At 72.7% G+C, this 15,189-nt stretch carries 11 protein-coding genes and 1 pseudogene; 5 read left to right on the plus strand and 7 right to left on the minus strand.

Annotated elements, in window-relative coordinates; all coding sequences use genetic code 11:
• The first annotated feature begins 117 nt into the window (after positions 1 to 117).
• Positions 118 to 2,598, plus strand: coding sequence for a leucine--tRNA ligase (gene leuS / locus ACBR40_RS42850; RefSeq protein WP_344218833.1), 2,481 nt, complete (start codon positions 118 to 120; stop codon positions 2,596 to 2,598).
• A 2-nt stretch (positions 2,599 to 2,600) separates the two neighbouring features.
• On the opposite strand, the gene ACBR40_RS42855 is transcribed toward leuS, so the two are convergent.
• Together ACBR40_RS42855 and ACBR40_RS42860 are read right to left on the minus strand one after the other, a co-directional pair.
• Entirely contained in the window at positions 2,601 to 3,569 is a 969-nt protein-coding gene (locus ACBR40_RS42855) for a TIGR03557 family F420-dependent LLM class oxidoreductase (RefSeq protein ID WP_371252449.1), read from the minus strand.
• Between the two features lie 9 nt (positions 3,570 to 3,578).
• Complete coding sequence (locus ACBR40_RS42860; protein WP_344218837.1) at positions 3,579 to 4,037, minus strand: hypothetical protein; 459 nt, start codon at positions 4,035 to 4,037, stop codon at positions 3,579 to 3,581.
• A gap of 153 nt (positions 4,038 to 4,190) precedes the next feature.
• Between ACBR40_RS42860 and ACBR40_RS42865 the strand changes: the two genes are divergently transcribed.
• The gene (locus ACBR40_RS42865; protein ID WP_344218839.1) at positions 4,191 to 7,343 is read left to right on the plus strand and encodes a PDZ domain-containing protein; all 3,153 of its coding nucleotides are present in this window, start codon (positions 4,191 to 4,193) and stop codon (positions 7,341 to 7,343) included.
• A gap of 47 nt (positions 7,344 to 7,390) precedes the next feature.
• On the opposite strand, the gene ACBR40_RS42870 is transcribed toward ACBR40_RS42865, so the two are convergent.
• Positions 7,391 to 8,401 carry a MalY/PatB family protein gene (locus ACBR40_RS42870; RefSeq protein ID WP_371252450.1) on the minus strand — a complete coding sequence of 337 codons (1,011 nt, stop codon included), beginning with the start codon at positions 8,399 to 8,401 and terminating at the stop codon, positions 7,391 to 7,393.
• A 163-nt stretch (positions 8,402 to 8,564) separates the two neighbouring features.
• On the opposite strand from ACBR40_RS42870, the gene ACBR40_RS42875 reads away from it, so the two are divergent.
• From ACBR40_RS42875 to ACBR40_RS42885, 3 genes are all read left to right on the plus strand, one after another.
• Positions 8,565 to 9,407 (plus strand): aminoglycoside adenylyltransferase domain-containing protein, encoded by an 843-nt coding sequence (locus ACBR40_RS42875; RefSeq protein ID WP_371252451.1) that lies wholly within the window; start codon positions 8,565 to 8,567, stop codon positions 9,405 to 9,407.
• A 174-nt stretch (positions 9,408 to 9,581) separates the two neighbouring features.
• Positions 9,582 to 10,778: an MFS transporter gene (locus ACBR40_RS42880; protein WP_371252452.1), complete on the plus strand. Its 1,197-nt coding sequence runs from the start codon at positions 9,582 to 9,584 to the stop codon at positions 10,776 to 10,778.
• Positions 10,775 to 11,992 carry an aminopeptidase gene (locus ACBR40_RS42885; RefSeq protein ID WP_371252453.1) on the plus strand — a complete coding sequence of 406 codons (1,218 nt, stop codon included), beginning with the start codon at positions 10,775 to 10,777 and terminating at the stop codon, positions 11,990 to 11,992. Before ACBR40_RS42880 ends, ACBR40_RS42885 begins: the two co-directional genes overlap by 4 nt.
• Before the next feature lie 37 nt (positions 11,993 to 12,029).
• Here ACBR40_RS42885 and ACBR40_RS42890 read toward each other — a convergent pair whose 3' ends face one another.
• The 4 genes and pseudogenes from ACBR40_RS42890 to groEL form a co-directional block, all read right to left on the minus strand.
• Entirely contained in the window at positions 12,030 to 13,310 is a 1,281-nt protein-coding gene (locus ACBR40_RS42890) for an MFS transporter (RefSeq protein ID WP_371252454.1), read from the minus strand.
• An 80-nt stretch (positions 13,311 to 13,390) separates the two neighbouring features.
• Positions 13,391 to 14,011 carry an alpha/beta fold hydrolase gene (locus ACBR40_RS42895; RefSeq protein WP_371252455.1) on the minus strand — a complete coding sequence of 207 codons (621 nt, stop codon included), beginning with the start codon at positions 14,009 to 14,011 and terminating at the stop codon, positions 13,391 to 13,393.
• Between the two features lie 10 nt (positions 14,012 to 14,021).
• Complete coding sequence (locus ACBR40_RS42900) at positions 14,022 to 14,963, minus strand: aldo/keto reductase (protein ID WP_344218853.1); 942 nt, start codon at positions 14,961 to 14,963, stop codon at positions 14,022 to 14,024.
• A 51-nt stretch (positions 14,964 to 15,014) separates the two neighbouring features.
• Positions 15,015 to 15,189 (minus strand): annotated as a pseudogene (groEL, locus tag ACBR40_RS42905) (chaperonin GroEL); the annotation flags it as partial.

A 15,189-nucleotide genomic window follows, 5' to 3' on the forward strand; every position in this document is an offset into this window, starting at 1 on the left:
CGAAGAGGTGCGCTAGGCTTGACACATGCGTTCCGCGACCCTGCTTCTTAGCGGGCCGCGACGGCCCTGAGATCTCGCCGTCGCGGCTACCCCTCGTTGTGCACGGGGGGTTTTCTTATGGGTCCGAGTCAATCCAGAAGGACAGTAGCCGTGAGTGAGTACGACCCGCAGGCACTGCAGGCCAAGTGGTTGCAGCGCTGGGAGGAGCAGGAGCCCTACCGGGCGAGCGAAGACCCCGCCGACCCCCGCGAGCGGCGCTACATGCTCGACATGTTCCCCTACCCCTCGGGCGACCTGCACATGGGCCACGCCGAGGCGTTCGGGCTCGGCGACGTCGTGTCGCGCTACTGGATGCAGCAGGGCTACAACGTGCTGCACCCCATCGGCTGGGACTCCTTCGGCCTGCCCGCCGAGAACGCCGCGATCAAGCGCAACGCGCACCCGGCGGAGTGGACCTACGCCAACATCGACACGCAGGCCAACTCGTTCAAGCGCTACGCGCTGTCCTTCGACTGGTCGCGCCGCCTGCACACCAGCGACCCCGACTACTACCGCTGGAACCAGTGGCTGTTCATCCGCTTCTTCGAGCGCGGCCTGGCCTACCGCAAGGGCGGCCTGGTCAACTGGTGCCCCAACGACCAGACGGTGCTGGCCAACGAGCAGGTCGTGGCCGGCAAGTGCGAGCGCTGCGGCGCCGACGTCATCCGCCGCGAGCTGACCCAGTGGTACTTCAAGATCACTGACTACGCGCAGCGGCTGCTGGACGACATGGACCAGCTCCACGGCTGGCCCGAGCGGCTGCTGACCATGCAGCGCAACTGGATCGGCCGCTCCGAGGGCGCCGACGTATTGTTCGAGATCGAGGGCCGCGAGGAGCCGGTCCAGGTCTACACCACGCGCCCCGACACCCTGTTCGGCGCCACGTTCTTCGTCGTCGCCGCCGACGCCGCGCTGGCCGACGAGATCGTCACCGACGAGCAGCGGCCCGCGTTCGAGGCCTATCGCGCCGAGGTCGCCCGGCTGAGCGACATCGAGCGCCTGGCCACCGACAAGGAGAAGACCGGCGTCTTCCTGGGCCGCTACGCCATCAACCCGGTCAACGGCGAGCGCATCCCGGTCTGGGCGGCCGACTACGTGCTGTCCGACTACGGCCACGGCGCCATCATGGCGGTGCCCGCCCACGACCAGCGCGACCTCGACTTCGCGCGCAAGTTCGACCTGCCGGTCAAGGTCGTCGTGCACACCGGCCTGGCCGACCCGGGCGAGACCGGCGTGGCCACGCCCGGCGAGGGCACGCTGGTCAACTCCGGCCCGCTGGACGGCCTGACCAAGGCCGAGGGCATCTCCCGGATCATCGAGCTGCTGGAGAAGGAGGGCAGGGGCACCGGCGCGGTCAACTACCGGCTGCGCGACTGGCTGCTGTCCCGCCAGCGCTACTGGGGCACGCCGATCCCGATCATCCACTGCCCCGACTGCGGCGAGGTCCCGGTCCCCGACGACCAGCTCCCCGTCACGCTGCCCGACCTGCGCGGCGAGGCGCTGGCCCCCAAGGGCGTGGCCCCGCTGGCCTCCGCCGCCGAGTGGGTCAACGTCTCCTGCCCCAAGTGCGGCGGCCGGGCCCAGCGCGACACCGACACGATGGACACCTTCGTCGACTCGTCCTGGTACTTCCTGCGTTACTGCTCGCCCGGCTACACCGACGGCCCGTTCGACGTCGAGCAGGTGCGCAAGTGGGGCCCGGTCGACCAGTACGTCGGCGGCATCGAGCACGCCGTGCTGCACCTGCTCTACTCGCGCTTCTTCACCAAGGTCCTGCACGACATGGGCATGGTGGACTTCACCGAGCCCTTCAGGCGCATGCTCAACCAGGGCCAGGTGATCAACGGCGGCAAGGCCATGTCCAAGTCGCTGGGCAACGGCGTCGACCTGGGCCAGCAGATCGACGCCTACGGCGTCGACGCGGTGCGCCTGACCATGATCTTCGCCGGCCCGCCCGAGGACGACATCGACTGGGCCGACCTCTCGCCGCTGGCCTCGCAGAAGTTCCTGGCCCGCGCGCTGCGCGTGATGTCCGAGGTCACCAGCGAGCCCGGCACCCCGGTCGAGGCCGGCGACGCCGAGCTGCGCAAGGTCGTGCACCACACGATCGACGAGGTCACCAAGCTGCTCGACTCCTACCGCTTCAACGTGGCGGTGGCGCGCATGATGGAGCTGACCTCCGCGGCGCGCAAGGCGATCGACTCGGGCCCCGGCCCCGCCGACCCGGCCGTCCGCGAGGCCGCCGAGACGCTGGCGGTCATGCTGTCCCTGGTGGCCCCCTACACCGCCGAGGAGGGCTGGGAGCGGCTGGGCCGCACCGGTCCTGTGGCCTTCGCCGGCTGGCCGGTGGCCGACCCGGCGCTGCTGGTGCAGGAGTCGGTCACCTGCGTGGTGCAGGTGGCGGGCAAGGTCCGTGACCGCCTGGAGGTGCCGCCGGGCATCTCCGAGGAGGACCTGCGGGCCCTGGCCCTGGCCTCGGAGAAGGTCTCGGCCTACCTGTCCGGCATGCCGCGCAAGGTCATCGTCCGCGCGCCCAAGCTGGTCAACATCGTCCCCTAGCTCTAGAGGGACCTGAGCGCCGGCAGGAGCTCCTTCTCGGCCCAGTCGAAGAAGGGCTCCTGCTGGTCGTGACCGACCTGCACGAGCGCCACGTGGGTGTAGCCGGCGTCGGCGAACTTCTTGACGCGTTGCACGACGGCGTCCACGTCGTCGCCGCACGGCACGCTCTGGGCGACGTCGTCGGGCCGGACCGTGGTGGCCGCCGCGGCGAAGTTGACCGGTCCTGGCAGCTCGGCCATGACCTTCCAGCCGCCCACCGCCGACCAGCGCCACAGCTTGTGGGCGCGCTGCTTGGCGGCCTCGGCGTCGGTGCCGTAGGAGAGGGCGAGCTGGCCGTAGACCGGCTTGCCGCGTCCGCCCGCGGCGTTGAAGTGCTCGACGACCTGCGGCATCGGGTCGTTGATGACGAGCGCGTCGGCGAGCTCGGCGGCCAGGTCGGCCGACTGCCCGCCCGAGGCGGCGATGCCGATCGGCACCGGCCGGTCGGGCAGGTCGTAGAGTTTGGCCGAGTCGACGTCGAAGAACTCGCCCTGGTAGGTGACGTAGCCGCCGCCGAACAGCTCCTTGATGATCTGTACGGCCTCGGCGAACATCCGGTGCCGGGTGTCGACGGGCGGCCATCCCTCGCCGATGACGTGCTCGTTGAGGTTCTCGCCCGCGCCGAGCCCGAGGGTGAACCTGCCCTCGCTCAGCACGCCCATCGTCGCCGCCTTCTGGGCCACCACGGCCGGGTGGTAGCGCATGATGGGGCAGGTCACGTACGTCATGAGCGGGATGCGCTCGGTGACCTGGGCGACGGCGCCGAGCACCGACCAGCAGTAGGGCGAGTGCCCCATTTCCTCCACCCATGGGAAGTAGTGGTCGGAGATGACGGCGTAGTCGAAGCCGATCCGCTCGGCCGCCGCGGCATAGTCGACCAGCTCGCGGGCCGGTGTCTGTTCCGACATCAGGGTGTAGCCGATCTGTACCATGCGTCGGGACTACCCGTGTATGTCCGCTTTAGTGCCAGGGTGTCGACATCCTCGCTTGGCCAGCTCCTCCAGGACCAGCCCCAGGCCGATGCCGAGCAGCCAGACGTCCTTGGCCACGCCGAGGCCCTGCTGCGTCGGCCGGAGGCTGCCCTCGCGGCGCATGCCCGGCGTCAGGAGGTAGAGCCCCACCAGCCCGCCCGCGAACCCGGTCAGCGCCGCCCCGGCCACCAGCGACGGCACGAACGGCAGCGCCAGCGCGGCCCCGAGCGCGAGCTCGGCCCGCGACAGCAGGCGGGTGAACTGCACGGGCTCCATCGCGCCGAGGAAGGGGTAGGCGCCGGTCGCCATGCCGTGCAGGCCGCTCGCCCGCTCCTCGTCGGCGCCGATCATGTCGGCTCCCGAGTGCAGCATGATGGCGGCGGCCGCCAGCCGTGGCGGAAGCTGGTGGGTGCGGGCGAAGATCCTCATGTTCCCCTCCGTGATCCAGTCCGTGATCTGGTTGCTCGCCCACCTGCCCTCGCGGGTGCCGAACACCCCGTTCTTGGCATTCCCCGTACACAGTCGGTCCGCCAGGAGGAGAATTCTTGGGCCGGGTTTGGTGTCGCGCACTAGTGTTCAGATGTGACAAATGGCGCATACCTCAGATATCCGCATCTCCACGGTGACCTGGTCACCTTCGTCGCCGACGACGACATCTGGATCGCCCCCCTCAGCGGCGGACGCGCCTGGCGCTTCACCGCCGACCGCGTGCCCGTGAGCGAGCCGCGGTTCTCGCCCGACGGCACCCGCATCGCGTGGACCGGCGGCAGGGAAGGTGCGCCCGAGGTGTTCGCGGCCGAGATCGACGGACCCGAGGGCGAGCGGCTGACCTTCTGGGGCAGCGCCAAGACCCGGGTATGCGGCTGGAGCGACGACGGGCGGGTCCTCGCCGTCAGCTCGACCGGGGAGGGCTCGCGCAGCCGGACCTGGGCCTACGCGGTGCCGCTCGACGCCGGGCCGGCCGAGCGGCTGCCGTACGGCTGGGTCAGCGAGGTCGCGGTCTCCGGCGAGCGGGTCGCCACCGTCTCGCCCATCTGGCGCGAGCCGTCACAGTGGAAGCGCTACCGGGGCGGCACGGCCGCCAAGATCTGGGTGGACGCGAACGGCGACGGCGAGTTCGCCCGGCTGTTCGCCGACAACCCCGCCCAGCACTGGGCGGTCAACTGGATCGGCGACCGGCTGGTCTTCCTCGCCGACCCCGACGGCGTCGGCAACCTCTACTCCGCCCTGCCCGACGGCTCCGACCTGCGCCGGCACACCGCGCACGAGGAGTTCTACGCCCGGCACGCCACGGGCGACGGCACGCGGATCGTCTACAGCCACGCCGGTGACCTGTGGCTGCTGGAGAGCCTGGACGCCGAGCCGCGCCCGCTCGACATCCGGCTCGGCGGGCCGCGTCCCGGCCGGGCCAGGCGGCCGGCGCCGCTGCGGGTCGGCTCGTACGCGCCCGACGCCACCGGCCGGGCCAGCGCCGTCGAGGTCCGCGGCACCGCCCACTGGGTCGCCCACCGCGACGGCCCCGCCGGCACGCTGCGCGCCGAGCCCGGCGTCCGCGTACGGCTGCCGCGCGTGCTGAACGCCGACGGGCACGCCATCTGGGTCTCCGACGCGAGCGGCGAGGACGGGCTGGAGATCGGCACGCCCGGCGGCGAGGTCCGTACGCTGGCGGCCGGGCAGCTCGGGCGGGTCCTGGAGCTGGAGGCGGCCCCCGACGGCAAGCACGCGGCCGTGGCCACCCACGACGGGCGGCTGCTGGTCGTGGACCTGGAGTCGGGCGCCCTGCGCGAGCTGGACCGCACCTCGTACGGCGACCTCAGCGGGCTGACGTTCTCGCCCGACTCCTCCTGGCTGGCCTGGGTCCACCCGCACCAGGAGCCGCTGTCGCAGATCAGGATGGGCCGCGTGGACGGCACCTCCGTGATCGACGTGACGCCGGTGCGCTTCGCCGACTACGACCCGATGTTCACCCGGGACGGCAAGCATCTGGCCTTCCTGTCGATGCGCACCTTCGATCCCGTCTACGACGCGCACGTCTTCGACATGTCGTTCCCGCAGGCGTGCCGGCCGTACCTGGTGCCGTTGAAGGCGGACACGCCCTCGCCGTTCGACCCCTCGCTCCAGGGCCGCGGCTTCAACGGCGAGGACGACAAGCCCGGCAAGGACGACAAGTCCGCCAAGGACGACACGCCGCCGCGGACCGAGGTGGACCCCGAGGGGCTCGGCTCGCGCGTCGTGCCCGTACCGGTGCCCGCCGGCCGCTACGGCAACCTGCGCACCGCCAAGGACGCCCTGCTGTGGCTGCGCCACCCGCTCGCCGGGCAGCTCGGCGACGGCAGCGACGCGCCCCACGAGATCGTGCTGGAGCGCTACGACCTGAAGAAGCGCGCCAAGGGCGAGCTCGGCAGGGAGATCCGCTCGTTCGAGGTCAGCGGCGACGGCACCCGCCTGGTCGTCCACGGCAAGAACGGCCTGCAGACCCGCGCCGCGAGCGAGGGCGACGAGGTCGTCACCATCGACCTCGACCGGATCACGGTGCAGCTCGACCCCGTCGCCGAGTGGCGGCAGGGCTACCGCGAGGCCGGCCGGCTCATGCGCGACCACTACTGGCGCGAGGACATGAACGGCGTCGACTGGCAGGCCGTGCTCGACCGCTACGCGCCGCTGGTCGAGCGCCTCGGCGCCCACACCGAGCTGATCGACCTGCTCTGGGAGGTCCAGGGCGAGCTCGGCACCTCCCACGCCTACGCCAGCCCACCCGCCGGCGGCTCCGACCCGCGCCGCCGCCAGGGCCTGCTCGGCGCCGACCTCGCCAAGGACGCCGACGGCGTGTGGCGGGTCGAGCGCATCCTCGCCGGCGAGTCCTCCGACCACGAAGCCCGCTCGCCGCTGCTCGCCCCCGGCGTCGCCGTCCGCCCCGGAGACGCCATCGTCGCCGTCGGCGGGCGTCCGGTCGATCCGGTACGCGGCCCGCTCGCCCTGCTCGCCGGCACCGCCAACCACCCGGTGGAGCTGACCGTACGGCCGGGCTCCGGCGGCGAGACCCGCCGGGTCGTGGTGAGCCCCCTCGCCGACGAGACCGCGCTGCGCTACCACGACTGGGTGGAGAGCTGCCGGGCCCGCGTCCGGGAGCTCTCCGGAGGCCGGCTCGGCTACCTGCACGTGCCGGACATGGTGGCCTCGGGATGGGCGCAGTTCCACCGCGACCTGCGTACCGAGATGTCCTATGACGGGCTCGTCGTGGACCTGCGGGACAACGGCGGCGGGCACCTGTCCGAGCTGGTGCTGGAGAAGCTCAGCCGCAAGGTCACCGGCTGGGTGCGGGCCCGCGGGTTCGAGCCGAGCCGCTACCCGGTCGACTCGCCGCGCGGCCCGGTCGTGGCCGTCACCGACGAGTTCGCCGGCTCCGACGGCGACATCGTCAGCGCCGGGATCAAGATCCGCGGCCTCGGGCCGCTCGTCGGCACCCGCACGTGGGGCGGCGTGATCGGCATCGACAGCCGCTACCAGCTCGTGGACGGCACCCGGGTCACCCAGCCGCGGTACTCGTTCTGGCTGGAGGGCCACGGCTGGGGGGTGGAGAACCACGGCGTCGATCCCGACGTCGAGGTGGTCACCACGCCGCAGGACCGGGTCGCCGGGCGGGACCCGCAGCTCGACCGGGCGGTCGAGCTGGCGCTCGCCGCGCTCGACGAGCACCCCGCCGCCACCCCGCCGGAGCTCCCGCCCCTGGCCTGACCGTCTGCCCGGCCCGCCTCCTTCCGAGGCGGGCCGGTCGCCGGGGATCAGGCCAGGCGGGACAGCCGGTCCAGGATCTCGGCGAGGACGGGCTCGGAGGTGGCGAAGTTCAGCCGTACGCACTCCGCGCCGCCCGGCCCGAACGCGGCCCCGTCCGAGAGCATGACCTTGGCCTCGCGTTCGACGACCTCCGCCATCCCGGTCCGCCCCGTGTGCAGCCAGGCCAGGTACGTGGCCTCCGGCATCCGGTAGCCGAACGTCGCCGGCAGCCGTTCGGCGATGGCCCGCCGGTTGCGGTCCAGCAGCGTCCGGACCTCCTCCAGCCAGGCGTCCCCGTGCCGCCAGGCGGCCACCGTCGCCTCGACGCCGAACAGGCTCGCCGAGCCGAACAGGAAGGGCGGCTGCGCCTCCAGCGCCTTGCGCACGCCGTCATGACCGAGGTGGGCGACCGAGCAGCGGATGCCGCCCAGGTTGAACGCCTTGGTGGCGGAGGTGAGCGTCACCGTACGATGGGGGGCGATCGTGGCGAACGGGATGTGCCGGTGCGGCGCGAAGGTCAGGTCGGCGTGGATCTCGTCGGCGATGACGAGCAGGTCGTGACGCTCGGCCAGCTCGGCGAGCTCCTCCAGCTCCGCGCGGTTGAGCACGCGGCCGGTCGGATTGTGCGGGTTGACCAGCAGGAGCACCCGGCAGCCCGTCAGGTCGGGGATGGCGAAGCGCCACGAGTCGCCGTCCGGCTCGGCCTGGATCGGGCGCACCGGCCGCTCCATGACCTCCATCGTGCCGAGGAACGGGTGGTAGGCGGGGGTGTGCAGGGCCACGCCGTCGCCGGGCCGGGTCCACAGGTGCAGCAGCACCTGGAGCGCCTGGTTGACGTCGGAGAAGGCGCGGACGTGGGAGATGTCGGGGGACCAGCCGTGGCGGGCGGCCATCCGCTCGCCGAACGCCTCCGCCAGCGGGCCCGCGTTCGGCTGGTCCAGCCAGGTCGGGTAGCCGAGGTCGCCGTCGGCGCGCCGGTGCAGGGCCTCGATGACCGCCGGGGCGGTGGGCAGGTCCATGTCGGCGATCCAGGCTGGGATGACTCCGGCCTCAGCTTTCGACCATTTGAAGCCGTCGTTCCGTGCTTTGAGGTCTTCAATGCTGTATGCCTTGTTCACCTAGGCATTCTAGGATTTGCATTGTCCTGAGGTGGTGTCGCGACCTGTGGCAGGCTGGGCGGCCATGACCCCCCACCCGAAGATCGAGGCGATCGTCGAGACGTACCTGTCGCTGGCCGACGCGGCGGCTCCCGGCCTGATCGAAGGGCTCTACCTGGAGGGCTCGGCGGCCCTCGACGACTACCACCCCGCCACGAGCGACGTGGACTTCGTGGCCGTGACCGCGGCGCCCCCGCCCGTCGAGGTGCTCGCCCGCATCCACACGAGCCTCGGCGCCCACCCGTTCGAGGGCGTCTACCTCACCTGGGACGACCTCCGCGGCAACCCCTGCGACCTGGACGTCCGGCCCGGGGCGCAGGCCGGCCGGTTCGAGCCGCGCCGCGGCGTCAACCCGGTCACCTGGCACACCCTCGCGCGGCACGGCGTCACCTGCCGCGGTCCCAAGCCGGGCGAGTTCGACATCTGGAGCGATCCAGACGTGCTCGCGGCGTGGACCGACGACAACCTCGACCGCTACTGGCGCCGCCTGGTGAGCCGGGCGGCCAGCCCGGTGCGCCCCTGGGGGCTCGCGGCGCTCGGCGGGTACGCGACCGTCTGGATCGTCACCGGGGTCTCCCGGCTGCACTACACGCTGGCCACCGGCGAGGTGACCTCGAAGACGGGCGCGGCCCGGCACGCGCTGGCGGCCTTCCCGGAGCGCTGGCAGCGCGTGGTGCGCGAGGCGCTGAGGCTGCGCGAGGAGGACGACGCGCGGCCGACGTTCGGCGGCCTGCTGTCGGGGCTCGGCGAGCACTTCGGGACGCCCCGGCGGTCGCTGTACGGCTCGCCCTTCGACCGCCGCAGGGACGTGCTGGCCTTCGCCGGTGAGGCGATCGAGGCCGCGCACGCGCTGTACGTGGCGCGGTAGGACGTTCGCGCGGCGACCTTTCCAACAGATGTTGGGAAAGTTATTATCCCAACATGCCTTGGGAAATTGGGTCACCTCGGCCGGCCACCATCCACACCAGCCCCAGCGCCCGTCCGTGGGCCCCGAGCTGACCGGGCGGGCGACCGCGCCGCTCCTGGAACCCGACGACGAGCGATGACGCGCCTCCTGCTGTTCTGCGCAGGCGGGTGTTTCCTGTCGCTCGGCCTGCTCATCCCCGCCATCCCCGCCCACGTCACCGGTGTCCTCGGGCAGGGTCCCGCCGCGGTCGGCGGCTGCCTGGCGGTCACGGCGGTGTGCGCGGTGCTCGCCAGGCCACTCGCGGGACGGCTGGCGGACCGGCGCAGCAGGAGGTTCGCCGCGGCGACCGGTGCCGCGCTGCTGGCGCTCACGTCCGGGGCCGTGCCGTGGACGGACGGCATGCCGTCGTTCCTGGCCTGCCGCGCCGTCGCGGGCGTCGGCGAGGCCCTGACGTACGTCGGCCTGGCCGCCGCGGCCAGCGACCACGACCGTCCGGGCGCGGCGCTCAACGGCTTCTCCGTCGCGGTCAACGCGGGCCTGCTCGCCGGCGCGCCGATCGCCGCGGCGGTCGCCGCCCTGGCCGGCCCGCGGGCCGTGTGGGCGGCGTCGGCCGCCGTGGCCGCCCTCGCCTTCGCCGCCTGCCTGTTCCTGACCGGCGACCGGGACGGCCGCGACGTAGCCGTCGCCGGCGGCCGGGACGGTCTTGGTGGAGCCGCCGCCGGCGAGCGGGACGGTCGTGATGGAGCCGTCGCCGGCGAGCGCCGCCGATCCGGCGCCGGCGTCCATCGGGCAGGGCTGGTGCCGGGGCTGGCGTACTGGGCGTCGGTGTGGGGATACACCGCCTTCAGCGCCTTCCTGCCGCTGCACCTGGCCGCGCTGGGCGGTGGCAGCGGCCCGCATTTCCTCGTCTACGGCTGTGTGCTGCTCGCCGTACGGGTGGGCGGCCATCGGGCGCTCGCCCGGGCCCCCGCGCGCGGGACGGCGACCGCCGCGCTGCTGCTGACCGCCGCGGGGCTGATCATGTTCGTGGCGTGGCCCACCGTCGAAGGGGCGTTGTGCGCCACGGCCGTCCTGGCGGCCGGGCAGGCGCTCGGCCTCCCGGCGTTCCTGACGATGGCGGTGACCGGCGTGCCCGCCGGGCAGCGTGGCTCGGCCGTGGCCACCACCACGGCCTTCTTCGACCTGGGTTTCCTGAGCGCGGCCCTTGCGCTCGGCGCCGTCGCGCAGTCCCACGGCCTGTCCCAAGGGTTCGCCGTCGCCGCCTGCGTGGCGGGCCTGGCGCCGCTGCTCCTGTCCCTTCATCCCGGTACGCCCCAAAGGAGAACGTCATGACCATCCCGTCCGCCGACCTGGCCGGCTACGCCGACGTCGTCTTCGACGTCGCCGTGCCGGTCGCCGAGGGCGACCGCGTGCTGATCAACGCCGAGATCGAGCACGCTCCGCTGGCCCGAGCCCTGACCGAGGCGGCGTACGCCAGAGGCGCCCGCTACGTCGACATCTGGTACTTCGACCCCCATGCCAAACGCTCCCGGGTCCGGCACGCGGACGCCGCGACCCTGCACGAGGTGCCGTCCTGGCTGGACGCCCGCAACGAGGAGCTGGCCCGCCACTGCGGGATCCTGGTCAACATCCGCGGCGCCGCCGCACCCGACCTGCTCGCCGGGCAGGACCCGGTCCGGGCCGGCCGCGACCGCATGCCGCACCTGTCGTCCAGGCAGCGGCTCCAGCTCGGCAACCTCGTCCGCTGGGTCATGGTCCCATGCCCGACGGCGGAATGGGCTCAGGCGGTCTTCGGCGAGCCCGACGAGGCCCGGCTGTGGCAGCACCTGCGCCCCATCCTGCGCCTGGACCGGCCCGACCCCCGCGCGGCCTGGCAGCAACGCCTCGCCGACCTGCTCGAACGCGCCGAGACCCTCACCGCGATGCGCCTCGACGCCGTCCGCTTCGAGGGGCCGGGCACCGACCTGACCATCGGCCTGCTGCCCGGCGCGCACTGGACCGCGGCACGGCTGGAATCGGTCCGCGGGCACGTGTTCCAGGCGAACCTCCCCACGGAGGAGGTCTTCACCACGCCCGACTACCGGCGGGTCGAGGGCGTCGTCCGCGCGACGCGGCCGCTCGCCCTTGACGGCACCGTCGTGCGGGACCTGGAGCTGACGTTCAGCGCCGGCGTGGTGAGCCGGGTTCGCGCGAGCACCGGCGCGGACGTCGTCCGCACCCACCAGGCGACGGACGCGGGCGCCGCCCGGCTGGGCGAGCTGGCGCTGGTCGACGGCGCCTCACCGGTCGGCCGATCGGGCGTCACCTACCTGGAGACGCTCCTGGACGAGAACGCCACCTGCCACCTGGCGTGGGGCGCGGGGCTGCCTCCCGGCGTGCCGGAACACCTGCGCACCGGGGACGCCGCCGCGCTCGACGCGGCCGGGGTCAACGTCTCCGGCGTCCACGTCGACTTCATGGTGGGCGGTCCCGAGGTCACCGTGACCGGCATCGGTCAGGACGGGGGCGCGATCGAGCTGCTGCGCGACGACGAATGGCAGGTGTGAGCGGCGCCGCGCCTGAAGCGTGTCGTGGGCGTCGCCTTCAGGACCGGTCTGAGGGAGTCGGCCCACGGTCGTCGGCCGCGGGGCCGAGGATGGGCTCCGGCGCCGCGGCCGGCTCTTGTGCCTTGACGGGCAGTTTCCCGACCGGCGACTGACGGCCGGCGAGCAGGAAGAGCAGCCATGCCACGGCGCTGACGACGGCGCAGCAGACCAGCGCCGCGTGGTAGCCGAGTGCCTGGGAGATCCCGCCGGCGGCGATGCCGGACACCAGCGCCCCGGCTGCCGCGGTGTTGGCGAACAGCGTGGTGGCCCGGCCGGGAGCCTGCGCGAACAGGTCCTGCATGTGGCTGATGCCCAGCGCGCCCACGAAGGCGATGGCGACGCCTCGGGCGAGGTGAACGAGCACCAGCGCCACGGTCGAGGTGAAGGTCGCCAGGAGCACGAGGTGCACGGTCATGAGCGCCATGCCGAGCAGGATCGCCCGCCGCCTGCTCCACCGGCCGGGGAGCAGCAGGGCGAGCGCCGCGGGGATCTCGGCTGCCGCGCAGACGCTGAACATCCATCCGACCGCGTCGGCCGAGCCGTGCAGCTCTCGGGTGACGTACAGCGGCAGCACCACTGCCCCCGAGAACATCGCTGTATGGAACAGGGTGAAGGCGGCGATCGGCAGCGCGGCGGCGCGCGCGGACACGACCGGGCCCCTGTCCGTCCCGGCGGGTTCCCGTAAGGCCGCGGGGCCGCCGCCGAGTCCGAGTACGGTCACGACCATCAGGCAGTACCCGGCGGCGGTGGCCGCGAGCACCGCGGTGTACCCGCCCCCGCCCAGCAGCGCGCCGCCCGCCAGGGGGCCGATCGCCCAGGCGAGCGACCACGCCGAGCGCAGCAGGGGAGTGCGGGCCCCGGATCCGGCCCCTGATCCGGATGCTGTCCGGTCCGCGTGGCTCCTGGCCAGAGCGAACAGCTGCGGGAACGCCGCACTGCCCGGGCCGATGAACAGCACGGCGATGAGGAGCAGCAGCGGATAGGGCGGGCCGGTCAGGAGCAGCAGGTATCCCGTCCCCGCCAGGGACGCGGCCAGCATGGCCGGCTGCCGTCCTGGCCGGCGGTCGTAGCGGCGGCCGAGCAGGATACTGACGGCCATGCCGCTCACCGACGTCATGGAGACGAAGACGCCGATCTGGAGTGCCGACAAGCGGAGCCGCTCCGCGCCGAACAGGACGAGGTAAGGGCCGATCATGGCTTCGGTGACACCGAGCAGCAGAACGGCCATCAGGAGGGTGAGGAACCGACGCCGCGGCGTGGAGGCCGGAGTTGATCTCATCCGCGGCACGCTACCCAGCCGGCTCCGCTTGTGACCGCTCGCCTCGGTCCACCTGAACGCTCGGCACTGCCGTCCCCGGCTCAGGCGAGGTCGAGGAGCAGCCTGGCGACGACACTCGGCCGGGACAGGAAGGGGTGATGGCCTGTCGCCACCTCGACCACGTGGGTGGCCCGCCCGGCCTGGACGCGCTGCACCGCGGCGGGGGTGCCGTTGTCCTGCGCGCACACGACGTAGGTGGACGGGACCTGTTGCCAGGCGGCGGCCTGGACCGGCCCGGTGATGACGGCAGCGATGACGGCGGCGCTCTGCCGGACCAGGCGCGCGTGCGCCTGCTCCACGGCCTCGCGGTCGCAGTCCTGCAGAAACGTCCGCGTGGCCACCTCGGCGCGCACGCCGAAGGTGCCGTCGGAGCCGAAGTCCAGATAGGGCGCGGGCGTTCCGTCGCCGAACGACGCCAGGCTCTCGCCCACCTGCGGGAGGAAACTCGCGATGTACACCAGATGGCGCACCTGGGCCAGCCCGGCCGCCACGTCGTCCTCCAGCGTCGGCCCCTCTCCGGTGGGCACGATCCCCGTCTCCCCGCAGCTCGGCAGCGGCGGAGCAGAGCTGAGGATGCCGTGGTTCCCCAGGTCGTCAGCGGCCCGATGCCACCACCACGCCCCGTCACGCACGCACGCCCCATGGACGAACACCACTCGCATCCCGGCCCCCTCACTCCTCCGGCTTGAACTCGATCGATGGCTCCGCGAGGCGCTTGCGCAGCTCGTCGTACACATCCGGTGGGAGCGGGCCCTTGCGGGCGGCTGCGACATTGGCCTGTACGTGCGCGACCCGGGTCGAGCCGACGAGCACCGCGTCCAGAGCCGGATGGCCGAGCAGGAAGCGGAGCAGCAGCTCCATCGGCGAGGCTCCGTCCGCCAGATCGTCCAGCCGGGCGGCGGTGAGCCGTTCGTGCAGGTCGGCGAGCGGCCGACGGATCGGTTCCGGGAGGACGTCGGGCGGGGGCGTGAGCGGCCGGGCGATCGAGCCGCGGGCGATCGTTCCCGCACCGGCGGCCGCGGCGGCGGTGATGAGGTCGCCGTGGGACAGGTCCAGCGGGGAGTACGGCACGAGGTACACGTCGAACACGCCCAGCGCGAGGTGGTCCGGAAGGTGCGGCAGCTCGCCCGACATCCCCGTGAAGCGGATCGTGCCTTCGTCCCGGAGAGCGAGCATCTCCGCGATGGTGTCCTCGCTCCGCATGACGGCGACGCTGGGGCTCAGGTGGACCATCAGGACGTCGAGGTGGTCGGTGCGCATGCGGCGCAGGCTCCGCTCGACGCCGGCGCGGATGTTCGTCCTGGTGTAGTCATGCGGTGGCTGTGCTCGTGGGTCGCCGCTCGCGGACATCGGGCAGCCGCACTTGCTGGACAGGACGAATTCCGCACGTCTGTGGGAGATCGAGCGACCGATGTGCTCCTCGGCGTCACCGTAGTCCGGTGAGGTGTCGATGAGGTTCATCCCCGAGTCGAGGACGGCGTTCAGCAGTGTGCCGGCTTGGTCGTCGGTGACCGGCGGGCCCCATGCCCGAGGTCCGCGGAGCTCCATCGCTCCGTAGCCGAGGCGGCCGACCTGGAGCCCGGTCCTGCCGAGGTCGGCGGTGGGCAGTGTCATGTCGTCACCCTGTCTTCGGTCGAGGCCCTCCGGAAGCGTTCGGCAGGCTGCTCAGAAGTCCATGTCCCCGGCGCCCGGCATGGCCGGGGCGGCAGGGGTCTTCTCGGGCTTCTCGGCGATGACAGCCTCGGTGGTGAGGAAGAGCGCCGCGATGGAGGCGGCGTTCTGCAGCGCGGAGCGCGTCACCTTGGCCGGGTCGATGATGCCCGACTCGAACATGTTGACG

This window comes from Nonomuraea sp. AD125B (assembly GCF_041402765.1).
GTDB classification, from domain to species: domain Bacteria; phylum Actinomycetota; class Actinomycetes; order Streptosporangiales; family Streptosporangiaceae; genus Nonomuraea; species Nonomuraea bangladeshensis.

What these genes read in the sequence shown, in the direction of transcription:
- ACBR40_RS42885 (WP_371252453.1), top strand. Translation starts at nt 10,775, where the DNA reads ATGACCATCCCGTCCGCCGACCTGGCCGGCTACGCCGACGTCGTCTTC.
- ACBR40_RS42870 (WP_371252450.1), bottom strand. Translation starts at nt 8,401, where the DNA reads ATGGACCTGCCCACCGCCCCGGCGGTCATCGAGGCCCTGCACCGGCGC.
- ACBR40_RS42855 (WP_371252449.1), bottom strand. Translation starts at nt 3,569, where the DNA reads ATGGTACAGATCGGCTACACCCTGATGTCGGAACAGACACCGGCCCGC.
- ACBR40_RS42895 (WP_371252455.1), bottom strand. Translation starts at nt 14,011, where the DNA reads ATGCGAGTGGTGTTCGTCCATGGGGCGTGCGTGCGTGACGGGGCGTGG.
- ACBR40_RS42880 (WP_371252452.1), top strand. Translation starts at nt 9,582, where the DNA reads ATGACGCGCCTCCTGCTGTTCTGCGCAGGCGGGTGTTTCCTGTCGCTC.
- leuS (WP_344218833.1), top strand. Translation starts at nt 118, where the DNA reads ATGGGTCCGAGTCAATCCAGAAGGACAGTAGCCGTGAGTGAGTACGAC.
- ACBR40_RS42890 (WP_371252454.1), bottom strand. Translation starts at nt 13,310, where the DNA reads ATGAGATCAACTCCGGCCTCCACGCCGCGGCGTCGGTTCCTCACCCTC.
- ACBR40_RS42900 (WP_344218853.1), bottom strand. Translation starts at nt 14,963, where the DNA reads ATGACACTGCCCACCGCCGACCTCGGCAGGACCGGGCTCCAGGTCGGC.
- ACBR40_RS42875 (WP_371252451.1), top strand. Translation starts at nt 8,565, where the DNA reads ATGACCCCCCACCCGAAGATCGAGGCGATCGTCGAGACGTACCTGTCG.
- ACBR40_RS42860 (WP_344218837.1), bottom strand. Translation starts at nt 4,037, where the DNA reads ATGAGGATCTTCGCCCGCACCCACCAGCTTCCGCCACGGCTGGCGGCC.